General features: G+C 36.8%; 10 protein-coding genes and 1 pseudogene. 10 read left to right on the plus strand and 1 reads right to left on the minus strand.

The annotated features are described in order from the left end of the window. The first annotated feature begins 37 nt into the window (after positions 1 to 37). Together FHR28_RS06020 and FHR28_RS06025 are read left to right on the plus strand one after the other, a co-directional pair. Complete coding sequence (locus FHR28_RS06020) at positions 38 to 1873, plus strand: DUF1302 domain-containing protein (protein ID WP_166782159.1); 1836 nt, start codon at positions 38 to 40, stop codon at positions 1871 to 1873. A 531-nt stretch (positions 1874 to 2404) separates the two neighbouring features. Then, positions 2405 to 2740 carry a hypothetical protein gene (locus FHR28_RS06025; protein ID WP_166782160.1) on the plus strand — a complete coding sequence of 112 codons (336 nt, stop codon included), beginning with the start codon at positions 2405 to 2407 and terminating at the stop codon, positions 2738 to 2740. Positions 2741 to 2907: 167 nt separating this feature from the next. Here the strand turns inward: FHR28_RS06025 and FHR28_RS06030 are convergent, their stop codons facing one another. Continuing rightward, a complete protein-coding gene (locus tag FHR28_RS06030; protein ID WP_228722025.1) occupies positions 2908 to 4293 on the minus strand; it encodes a PLP-dependent aminotransferase family protein in 1386 nt (461 codons plus the stop codon). A gap of 94 nt (positions 4294 to 4387) precedes the next feature. Between FHR28_RS06030 and FHR28_RS06035 the strand changes: the two are divergent. The 8 genes and pseudogenes from FHR28_RS06035 to FHR28_RS06070 all read left to right on the plus strand — a co-directional run. After that, a pseudogene (locus FHR28_RS06035) lies at positions 4388 to 5680 on the plus strand (hydroxymethylglutaryl-CoA reductase, degradative); the annotation flags it as partial. A gap of 56 nt (positions 5681 to 5736) precedes the next feature. After that, on the plus strand, positions 5737 to 6225 hold the full coding sequence (locus tag FHR28_RS06040) for a hypothetical protein (RefSeq protein ID WP_228722026.1): 489 nt from the start codon (positions 5737 to 5739) through the stop codon (positions 6223 to 6225). A 2-nt stretch (positions 6226 to 6227) separates the two neighbouring features. Continuing rightward, entirely contained in the window at positions 6228 to 7610 is a 1383-nt protein-coding gene (locus FHR28_RS06045; RefSeq protein WP_166782163.1) for a tripartite tricarboxylate transporter permease, read from the plus strand. A gap of 2 nt (positions 7611 to 7612) precedes the next feature. Further along, entirely contained in the window at positions 7613 to 8515 is a 903-nt protein-coding gene (locus tag FHR28_RS06050; RefSeq protein WP_166782164.1) for a hydroxymethylglutaryl-CoA lyase, read from the plus strand. Positions 8516 to 8827: 312 nt separating this feature from the next. Further along, on the plus strand, positions 8828 to 10081 hold the full coding sequence (locus tag FHR28_RS06055) for a carbohydrate porin (RefSeq protein ID WP_171527337.1): 1254 nt from the start codon (positions 8828 to 8830) through the stop codon (positions 10079 to 10081). 491 nt (positions 10082 to 10572) lie between these two features. Further along, entirely contained in the window at positions 10573 to 11109 is a 537-nt protein-coding gene (locus FHR28_RS06060; RefSeq protein ID WP_166782166.1) for a spore coat U domain-containing protein, read from the plus strand. Positions 11110 to 11169: 60 nt separating this feature from the next. Further along, positions 11170 to 11724, plus strand: a complete 555-nt coding sequence (locus FHR28_RS06065; RefSeq protein WP_166782167.1) for a spore coat protein U domain-containing protein — start codon at positions 11170 to 11172, stop codon at positions 11722 to 11724. A gap of 11 nt (positions 11725 to 11735) precedes the next feature. Beyond that, the gene (locus FHR28_RS06070) at positions 11736 to 12251 is read left to right on the plus strand and encodes a spore coat U domain-containing protein (RefSeq protein WP_096734691.1); all 516 of its coding nucleotides are present in this window, start codon (positions 11736 to 11738) and stop codon (positions 12249 to 12251) included. Positions 12252 to 12257: the final 6 nt, after the last annotated feature.

The following is a 12257-nucleotide window of genomic DNA, read 5'->3' on the forward strand; positions in this document are numbered from 1 at the left end:
GTTAAATCGAATTAAATCATATCGATATGGAGATCGAATGATGCAAAATGTGATATGTAGCAATAACCCGAAACACCCGATTATTTTCACTCAAAAGCTGGGTGTCTGTTTAGTGCTGTGCTTAAGTATTTCAAAAGTGTCCGCAACAAGTGCTGAGATCAATGAGGATTGGAAATTTGAAATCAGTACGATGCTCAGTCTAGGTGCAAATTGGAGTACTCAAGATGCTTCAAATCAGTTGGTGTATAAACCTGATGCAAATCATATCGGAAAGGACGGTTTAAGCGTTGACGTGAATGGTGACGATGGGCATGTGAACTTCAGTCAAAACGATAATATTTCCCAAATTATAAAAGGGTTGACTGAGTTTCGTTTAAAAGGACAACAACAGGGTGCAGTAATCAGCACTAAATATTGGTATGACCATGCTTATGAAACTGGTCGTGGAGATTTAAAAGCCTTTGATGATTCTGCGTGGCCTAGATTAGCCAAATTTAAGGGCATTGATCTTTGGGATGCCTATATCTGGAAAAATTTTGCTTTAGAAAATGGTCAAAATGCCAATCTAAAATTAGGCAAACATACCTTAAATTGGGGGAAATCGCAGTTTTTCCAAAATGGTATAAATTCAGTCAGTGCCTTAGATTATGCTGCAATTAATCGGCCGGGAGGAGAGGCAAAAGAGCGAATAATTCCTGTCGAAATGTTTTCATTTGAGGCTGGAATAACGCCAAATCTTAAACTGGACGGTTTTTATCAGTTTAAGTTTAGACCTTCTGTTGTGGATGGCTGTGGGACGTTTTTTGCAATTTCGGACTTTGTTCCAGAAAATTGTGGACCCATTATTTTGACCGTTACACCAGGGGATAAGTTGTCTGAAAGTGCTTTAGATGCACAGACTTATATTCCACGTGCAGAAAGTCGATATGCCAAGAATAGAGGGCAATATGGTTTTGCTTTAAAGCAAACTTTACCTCGTTGGAATAATGCTGAACTTGGCGCATATTTTGCGAACTATCACAGTCGCAATGCTAATTTTGATGGTACAGCGGTAACTGCACCAGGGTCTGCATATTTTAATACTGCTCGTTTTTTTTCAATTTATCCAGAAAATATTAAAATGTATGGATTAAGCCTAGCTGGAAAAGTGGGGACAACTGCTGTTTTTAGCGAATTAACGCATAAACCCAATCAGCCCTTGCAATTAAATGGAACAGATATTGTCTATGCTCAAGTTTTAGACAAAGATACGCCCCTTACACCGCCTGGAGTTGCGGCTGAATTTGAGCAATATTTGCAAGGTTATGTAAGAACGCCTGTAACCCAATTTTCACTGGGTGCGAGTGATCGGTTAAACAATATATTGGGTGCAAATGCATTGAATTGGGCGGCAGAGTTTGCAGTGAATCATATTGCAGATATTGGTAATCATCGTTTTGGACGGGTCGGTGCATTTGGACGGAGTGAGCTTTCATCTGGTGCTTATAATCCTGAAACAGGTGAATATAAATGTACGCCTTATGGGACCGCACATCTTGCAAATGATGTGATTGATCGTATGAATGAGCGCTTTTGTAATCGGGATGGTTTTTTTACGCAATGGTCATATGGCTATCGTTTACGAGGAGCTTTAAATTATCAAGATATTTTACCTGCGACCGTCATCACCCCAAGTGTAATCTTTCGCCATGATATAGCTGGATTTAGCCAAAACTTTCAAGAAGGTCAAATGAGTATTGCAGCCACTATTTCAGTGAATTATCAGCAAAAGTATATAGCTGAACTTGCATATACCAATTTTTTTGGTTCGAATGATTTTAGTACCCTCGATGACCGAGATTTTGCTTCGTTGGTATTAAAAGCTAATTTTTAACATTGAGAAATTGGATGCCATGTTTATTGGAAGGTTTGGCATCCAACATAAAGCGTATCTTGTTAATAATAAATATTTAATTCATTTATACAGAAAATGCTTATACAGCTTTGTCAAAAACTAACTTTTCTGTTGTTTATGGTATTTAATTATTCAATCTGATCAATATTGATGTTATTGGAGCTGCTAAGGAGATTGACGGGCATAGGCTTTATTATCACTATAAATATGACCTGTTAAATTGATCAAAAATTGCATTTGCTATTTAGTGATGAATTACATGAAATATGCATTAAATTATAATAATAAGAACACTATTACAAGTTTGTTTCTAAAAGATAATATAAATTTAAATATTTGTTTTTAGGGAATATTTTTAATAAATTATGTATTTAATTATAATTAAAATAAGTGTAAAAGTTTGCAAAACATGGTGAGTAATGATAAAAAATGTGCATTATCTGAATAGCTTAATGGGTTCCTACAGATATATTGAAGAATAGAAATATGAATGTTGGATATAAATAAATAATGAAAATTTATGAAATGGTGTTTCATAAAGGTATAGATGAAAGCACTCATTTTTTTTATAGTGAAAATAGCTATGCTTCACGCCAGCATTTTATCGAATTAATACGTTTAGATATTGACACTGAACTGAGTAATTTTAAGATGACATGTCTAAGTGATGATCAATATGATTTAAAAGCATTGTTTGAAGAAGTTCATAAAGAAAGCCATTTCCATGTAGATAAAATGGAAGCTGAATTTATTCGTGATGCAATCGCTACATTTGACCAATGCATTTGTTTAAGAGTTAAAGAACGAGATGTTCTTAAACCGAGTGGAAATACCTTTCATATTTAGTCGTCATCCAAATTGTATACAGAGATTCACGATTTTCGGTCGACATGTTAAAGTGTCATATCGTATCCCATTCTTCACCCCAGAACGAATGGGATTTTTTTATTTTTGATGAGTGCGTGTTTTATAACACTTTTAAAAAGACTAAGCGTTATTGATATAAAAAATGTTTAACTATTTAAAAAAAGATCAAGTTTTTCATAAAACTTTGGCTTAGATGCAACACCAATATTGATGCGAGTCCAGTGGTTATATTTTTTCCCATCTAAACTAAAAATATAACCAGGTGCGAACACAAGTTGATTTTCAATAGACTTCTTCATAATGTTATGTGAAAAATCTAGATTTTCAAAAGTAGTCCAATAATATAAGGAATCTTGAGCTTCGTGAAAAACCATTCCTCCTAATTTTTTAATATTATCCAATGCAATTGAACTACTGAACCTTAAACTTTCCTTAAAAAAATTAAGATGCTGGTCATAAAACTTACTTTGTAAAATAGTGCAAATAAATTGTTCAGCATACTCTGAACTATTAACATGTAAAATTGCTTTAAAATCTGAGAGCTTATCGATCAAATGATATTCTCCAACGATAAAACCGACGCGAATTGAAGGACTAATAATCTTGGAAAATCCTCCAATATAAAGATGATTTGAAAAATCACTATGAGAGCTTAATCGATGTTTAATATCCGTATATTCAGAAAACACATCATTCTCTATGATTAAACAATTATTTTCTTTGCATAAGTTATTGATTATTTTTATTTTATCTACACTGATGTGGGTGCCTGTCGGATTGTGTGAAATACTTTGGGTAAAAAAAAGTTTAGGTTTTATTGTCTGCAAATATTCCGAGAGAATTTCGCAATCTGGTCCATCGATCAATCTGGGAATTTCAATGATTTTACATTTTGTTAGCTGTAGTTTTTTTAATAATGGATAATAAATCGGAGAATCTACTAAAACGATTGTATCCGATTCTACAAAATATCGAATAATCAGATCAATTGCATCATTTACACCGCTGGTCAGTAAAATATTATCAGGAATGACCTTGATATTAAGCTGGCTTAGTCGTAAGGAAAGTGTTTCTCTTAAAGCTTCATGCCCATATTTAGAGCCATAACGTAATCGTTTCGAAGTGTTTTCCTGAAGTGATTTTTGCAGAAGTTTATTTAAAGGTAATCCTTCAAACCAAGAAGAATCTGGAAAACCATCACCGACATTTATCACGCCATTAAAGGTTTCTAATTGACGACGCATTAACCATAGCTCATCTATATTTTGCATTTCGATCGTTGATTTTTTAAACATGGGCAATTCTTTTTGTTCCATGACAAAAAAACCGGATGCAGGTTTGGAATAGATGAGGTTTTCATCTACTAGGCGCTCTAAGGCATATATTATGGTATTTTTCGAAACATTATATTGAATACATAGTTTTCGAATTGAAGGGATTTTTTCATTTTTCTTATATAACTGTGATTTTATTTGATGTTTTAAAATCTGATAGATTTGATCAAAAAGAGGTGCTGAATTGGAGTCCATCATCTTTTTAAATTTTCCTAAAAAACTGTCCGTGAAAACTGTACCTTGAGAGAAATCATTTGAGCATTTAAATTGCGACTATGAACATAACGAGCATAGGACGACAGCAAATATGAATTCTAAATTACCTGATTTTCGTAAATTAACGGTATCAGAACGACTCCATGAGATTGCAAAAATAGCAGGTTTAAATGAACAACAACAACAATTATTGCAGAAAGATGGCGCATTAAATGGCGAATTAGCCAATGGCATGATTGAAAATGTTATTGGTAAATTTGAATTACCCTTTGGTATTGCAACAAACTTTAAAATTAATGGTAAAGATCACTTAATTCCTATGGTTGTTGAAGAACCGTCTATCGTTGCCGCGGCATCTTATATGGCGAAGCTCGTTCGTGAAAATGGAGGTTTTACAACCTCTAGCACAGAACCCCTCATGCGCGCACAAGTACAAATTTTGGGTATCGAGTCTGCAGAAAAAGTAAAAGAAATTTTGTTAGCGCATAAAGATGACATTATTCAACTTGCAAATAGTAAAGACAAATTTCTAATTGGTTTGGGCGGTGGTTGTAAAGATATTGAAGTTCATTTGTTTGAATCCAGCAAAGTTGGTCCTATGGCAGTCATGCATCTCATTGTGAATGTCTGTGATGCAATGGGTGCAAATACTGTGAATACAATGGCGGAGACAGTGACACCATTGGTTGAAAAGCTCACTGGTGGTCAAGTTCGTTTACGTATTTTATCGAATCTCGCAGATTTACGTTTAGTGAGGGCTGAGCTGACTGTACGTCCAGATCAACTTGAGCAAGCAACATTGTCGGGTCATGAGGTCATTGATCGTATGTTAGAGGCTTACGAATTTGCTGTTATTGATCCCTATCGTGCTGCAACACATAACAAGGGGATTATGAATGGTATTGACCCTGTGATTGTCGCTACTGGAAATGATTGGCGAGCAATTGAAGCTGGAGCACATGTCTATGCAGTTAAAAATGGGCACTATGGGTCATTAAGTACGTGGGAGAAAGATGCTCAAGGTCATTTGGTTGGCCGTATAGAATTACCTATGGCTGTGGGCTTGGTCGGAGGAGCAACCAAAACCCATCCTTTGGCACAACTCGCAATACAGATGCTCAATATTGAATCTGCAAGTGAACTTGGGGAAGTCATTGCTGCAGTGGGCTTAGCACAAAATATGGCAGCAATGCGAGCATTGGCAACGGAAGGTATTCAAAGAGGCCATATGGCATTACATGCACGGAACATTGCTGTGGTTGCTGGCGCTCAAGTGCACGAAGTTGATTTTGTTGTGCAAAAAATGGTTGCAGAACAAGATGTAAGGAATGATAGAGCACTAGAGTTGCTTTCAGCGTTACGCAGTTAATTATTTATGTTTCTAGACGTTAGAAACTATTGGAGTAAATAGCAATGGATAGTGCTATGCAACAAGATAACAAAAATTCAGTGAAGGATACTCATCACTGTCAATTGGGAGTATCCCATGAAGATAATGATGAGTTGGTCGAAGTATGGGGAGACACGGTAAGTTTTCACGCGCTATTAAAGTCTATTTTAATCGGTGCTGTTTTAAGTATCAGCTGTTTCTATCTCTCTAAATGGCTATTGGGGCAATGGGTTGAAGATAAAAATCTTGCCCATGCCTATAGCATGTTGTGTGGATTATTAGGATGTATTCTCTCTGGCTTTATTTGCTCTATTTTATTTAAACCAAAGCGTGAGATTTTAGAATCGAACAATGAATCAATGGAATGGTTTGAAACACTGATAAAACAATGGGAAATGGAAGAAAAATCGATAGGTTCTGTTCATGATTTACCTGAAAAAATTGTTCAAGAACTCAAGGAACTCAATTTGTACGATGCATTTGTTGAGCATGCACGACAAAGCAAGCCAAGTGAAGGTAAATAAAAATGGAATTATTATTTGATCAAGTGTTTGTAGCTTTTGGTTTCGGGTTATTTGGTGCGGTTTTATTTGCAGCAATTGGCTTAATTTCAGGAACAGATGAAACAGCAACCATTGCTCCATTAACATTGTTAATCATTTTACTTGGCGCTCCTCCCGTTGGTGTCTTTACTTTCTGGATGGCGGCAGTGGTTGCTAAACATATGACCCATGCTATTCCAACCGCATTATTGGGGATCCCTGGTGATACTTTGGCTGCACCGCTCATGGCAGAATGTGAAGCTATGCGTAGACTTGGTGCACCACATATTGCATTGCGTAAAATGATTTCTGGTGCAATTGTATCTGCCTTTATCGCTGTACCTTGTGCTGTATTATTTGCTTCATTATTAGCACCATTTGGAGAGCTAATTAAATCTTTTGCCCCTTGGATTTTTGCAATAGCAGCCATCTTAATTACTTATTTTTCACCCGGTAAATTGGCATCAACATTACTGCTTATTCCTTTTGTTGTTCTCATCATAGCACTACAAAGTTTTACCGCAATTTTCGAAACAAAATTAGCGATTAGTTACTTTTTAGGGATTGCTGTTGGACCACTGATTGCTGATTTATTTATGGTGAGTTCGCCTTTAGGTCGGAAAAAAATGCGCCGTGAATCAGTTAATCAACTTATGATTGCCCCTGAAGTTAAGAGTTGGTCGGGTTATTTTCCAAATCCATTTAAAGTCTTAGACAAACAACAATTAAAATGGACTGCGGCAACATCGGTAATTTCAAGTGCAACCTTTGTTTTTAGCCCTGTAGCTATGACGGTGGCACTTGGTGAAGTTGTATCTTCTCGCTTTAAGCAAGTCTATCAACGTTTAACCACCACACTCAGCGCAAAAAATGGTGTTACAGAATCTACCTACATTGCTGAGGCACTCATTCCTTTAATCGCTTTTGGCCTACCATTAAGCCCTGTTGCGGCTGGGCCAGCTGCGCCATTATTCAATGCACCGCCTGTATTTACAGTAGGTGAAAATGGGGCACAAGGACACAATCTACATCACTTATTAAGCCAATGGGAGTTTTTGGGTTACGGCCTACTTGCAGTTTTTATCGCTTCTATTGTGTCTTATCCATTTGCGATGAATTATGCCCGTCGCGCAGCATTATTCGTGACGAAATACATTAGTCATGAGGCAATTATTGCAACATTTGTGGGGCTTATTTTAGTGATTAGCTTATGGGAGGGGGCTCTTCTCGGAGTATTGGTCATTATCACAGTGGGCTTAGTCGGTGGTTTATTATCAAAGCATTTTGGCTTTAATACAGGATGCCAGTTCATGGGCTATTACATGGCGATTCTTTCAGTTCCACCATTGATTGCTTTGGTGGGCTAAGTATGAATGACTCAATTAAAATTGTAGAAGTGGGTGCACGTGATGGATTACAGAATGAAAAATCTGTAATTCAGTTTAACCAACGCTTGGAATTTTTGAATTTACTGGTCCGTAGTGGCTTTAAAGCGATTGAAGTAGGATCTTGTGTTTCACCACGTTGGGTACCGCAAATGGATAGGAGTGCAGATTTATATGCTGCACTTGAAAAGCCTGAGCAGGTGGATTTCAGTTTATTGGTTCCCAATATGCAAGGATTGGAAGCTGCGATTCAAGTGGGATGTAAAGAGATCGCTATTTTTACTGCTGCATCTGAATCATTTGTTCAAAAAAATATAAATTGTTCAATTCAAGAAAGTTTGCATCGTTTTGAACCCATTTTTGAAATGGCAAAGCATCATGAGATTAAAGTACGTGGCTATGTTTCTTGTGTCGTGGATTGCCCTTATGAAGGTGCCATCGCTCCAAAGAAAGTCGCCAGTATTGCAAAACAACTGTTTGACTTTGGTTGTTATGAAATTTCATTAGGAGAAACGATTGGTACTGCAAGTCCAATACGTGTCCGGAAACTGTTGCAACATTGTTTAGATGTTTTACCTGCTGGCAGGGTGGCAGGGCATTTTCATGACACTTATGGTATGGCCTTAGCCAATATTTCAGAATCATTAAATTGGGGACTTAGAATTTTTGATTCTTCGATTGCTGGATTAGGGGGATGCCCTTATGCAAAAGGGGCTTCAGGAAATGTATCTACAGAAGATGTGGTGTATTTATTGGAACAATCGGGCTTTAAAACAGGAATTGATATTTCTGAAATGTTAAAAGCAAGTAATTATATTACTTCTGTACTTCAACGAGACAATAAATCACATTTTGTAAAGGCATATACAGCGAAAATGTTAAGCTAAAATGTATTGTATAACAATGTGTTGCTTTTATTCTCAATAGATTGAGTAAAGGCTGATTAAGTCACTACAGACCAAGTTGCAATGGGCGTAATTGATCAGAGATTGTCGTTACATTTCGAGTCAAAGGGATCGCTATCAAACGATGAAGTGCTACAGGGAAAAGCAGGCATAAAACTACATCTAACCGTGTAGTTGTTTACCGCTAAATTTAATTAAAAACAAAGGCATAGATTAGAACTTTTATCATTAAATGATAGGGGCCAGTTTTTTGCATGCCTAAAAAGTCAAAGGGATCATGGAATGAAACAAACAATGAAGATGTTATTTAGCAGTGCGGGATTGATTTTTATGCTTACACAAAGCCATGCCGCACATGTTCTAGATTTACAAGGTGATTATTTATTGGGAGATTGGAATGGCAGCAGAAAGAGTTTAGCAGAGCAAGGTGTTAAGTTTGATGCCAACATTACTGTAGACACTGCCTATTTGGCACAAGGTGGATATAACGACCAGCAAGATCCAACCTATACCAGTCAATTATGGCTAGGATATTCTTTAGATTTGGAAAAATTATTGGGTTGGGAGGGAGTTTCACTACGGACGATTGTGACTGCACGACAAGGTCAAAGTGTTTCAGTTCAACAACTATCGGATCCACTTGCTCCTCAGCTGGGGAATGTTCAGGCAAGTTATGGGCGAGGGAATCAAGAAAGTCGTTTAAGTGAGTTGTCTATCGAAAAACAATTTAAAGATCAATCAATCAGTGTCCGTTTAGGTCGATTTGGTATGGGAACCTATTTCAATGTAATGTCTTGTGATTTTCAAAATACCTCTTTCTGTACAGCACAAATGGGTAAATGGCAGAGCGGTTCATGGTACAACATACCTGTTAGCCAATGGGCGGGTATGTTGAAATATCAAATTAATCCTGAGATCTATGCTCAAGCTGCCATTTTTGAATTTAATCCAACCAATATTAAAGAAAATCAAGGCTGGAATTTAAGCACCTCAAATGCAGATGGAATAACAGCACCAATCGAACTGGTTTGGCAACCGAAAAATGCTGTAAATAATTTAGCAGGAAGCTACCGCATAGGTATGATGTATAACACTGCAGATAATATTCAAAATCAAAAAGATATTGTGACAGGTGAAGCTCAAGATCATACCTATGGAATGTGGTTTGTGGCAGAACAGCAGCTCACCCGTCAAGGATCCGATAAACAAGGTTTACATGGGTTTATGAATTTAAGTTTTCATGATGATACGACCAATAAAATTGATAATATGCAGCAAGTGGGACTAAAATATATCGGGTTATTGGAAAACCGAGAGAACGATATTTTAGGGCTTGGTTTAAATCGTATTCATGTCAGTGATCGTTATCGTGAACATAGCAATAGAATAAATAAACCAGCAGAATATAATATTGAATTAAATTATTCATACTACCCAACAAAATGGGCAATGCTTCGTCCAAATATTCAATATGTAATCAATCCAGGCGCTACAAATTATGTTGATAATGCTTTGGTTTTAGGATTGACGACTAGAATAATCTTTTAAATGGCTTTCAAATTTATCTAAGCATTACTGATCTTTGCCGTATAGGATGAAGTCATCTTTAAAAATAGCTTTTAATCGCCATAGTTTTAAAAGCTATTTTTTTGCATATCACTTTTTTGTTTAACTTTTTGTTTTATCTTAAATTTAAAAAGAACCCTTTCATTGTGTAAACTTATTTTAAATTATGAGATATCTTTTTGAGTATTTAAAATGATTTAATTTTTATTAAATTTTTTTAATGAAAATAAAATTAACTTATACTTTTTGTTCTCTTAATTTATCAAGTGAAATGTATTTTTTGGTGTTTTAAATATAATAATAATTTAATTCCACAATTCCAATAAAATTTTGAATTAATACAAGTAATTAAGTTGGTTTTGTGCTGCTTATTAGTTGATTTATTGAACACTTATTCATCACATGTGGTTATGTAAATACTTTCACACTTCTTGTGTAAAAGTTTACGAATAATACAAATCATGGGAATTAATATGAATATTTTTACAAAACTAACACTAACTGCATTATTAAGCACGGCTTATATCGCGACTGCACAAGCAGCTGTTACTGGTCAAGTTGATGTCAAGCTGAATGTTTCGACAGGTTGTACTGTTGAGGGTTCTACTGTTACTGGAAATATGAACCAATTTGGTACATTAGATTTCGGTAAAACTTCTGGTCAGTGGTCAAACGTTTTGACTGGACAAGTTGCTTCTTCAGCGACAGGTGGTCATCTCGCTGTAGAATGTGACGGTGCAAACCCTGTTGACTTTACTGTTGCAATTGACGGTGGTCAACGCGCTGATCGTAGTCTTAAACATACAACTGCTGCCGACCTAGTAAACTATAATGTTTACCGTGATGCAGCACGTACCAATCCATATGTGATTAATACAGCTCAGACTTTCACTGCTGCGGCAGGTGTAGCTCAAGAAGTTCCAATCTTTGGTGCAATTGCTGCAAACAACGGCACTGCAAAAGCACAGGGTGATTATACAGACACTTTATTGGTGACTGTTAATTTCTAATCAGTATACGTAACAGTGAACAGGTTTGTTGTTGAACAGGCCTGTTTTTAGGAGGAACGTATGCACCTGTTACTTAAACAAAGCGTTGGATTGCTACTTTGTAGCATTGTATCGTCACTCACCAGTGCTGGGCAGTTGGGCGCTAAGTTAAATATTCAACTTGAACTAGAGCCATCCTGCAAGATCAACAATGAGACCGTGAACAACGGAACAAATGGCTTGAATTTTGGACAGCTGGATTTCGGAGAAACCACAGCTGCATTTAATCAGGTGATAGAGACCAGTTTAAGTCAGGGTTCTACATCAGGTTTGACCATTCAATGCCCTGGCAATGCCCCAATAAAAGTTACCTTTGGTGCGGGGCAAAATGACAGCAAGGTTCCAGCACCTTTTGGTGCAAATTATTTTCGTGCAATCAGTAATGGCACAGATTTCCTTGCCTACAACATCTTATATGGAACTGCTCGCGAAGCGTTAAGGCCTAATCAAATCATTACTTTGACCAACAATGGTCAGCCGCAAACGCTTAATCTCATGGGGCAAACTGTTAATAATGGTCGGTCAGTCTCGCTTGGACAATATACCGACACTATTCCAATTACCATTGAATTTTAAAGAACAAAATCATGAAAAAAATAGGTTTAAGTGTTCTGCTGATTTCGATTGTTCAAAGTGGGTTTGCTGTTGATCCTGTAACTTCGGCAAGTTTTAAAGTTCAGGCGACCATTGAAAATGGGTGCAAACTCAGCAATGTCGAACAGTTACTTGATTTTGGTCGTCATCCTGTTGTGGCGCAGGGGCAGTTAAAAGGATCCGTCATCAATACTGCGCAAAGCTGGAATATCCAATGTACTGCACGGCTACCGGTAAAGGTGATGTTGAATGGTGGTGATCACTTTTCAAATAACTTTCGGCGGATGAAACATGCCCAGCAGAATGAATTTGTACCTTATCAGCTTTATCAGGACAGTAGTTTGCAAGGTGAATATGCCAGTGGCAGTACTTACTCACTGACACCAACCACTACTTTGAATACCGTGCTGGGTTTTGCAGTCTACGGTGTTGCAGACTTGAATAATAACAATCAACCACGATCAGCAGGCCTTTATAAAGATACGGTCGCAATAACGATTACATGGTGATTCTAT

This window comes from Acinetobacter sp. BIGb0196, assembly GCF_011759595.1.
Taxonomy (GTDB): Bacteria; Pseudomonadota; Gammaproteobacteria; order Pseudomonadales; family Moraxellaceae; genus Acinetobacter; species Acinetobacter guillouiae.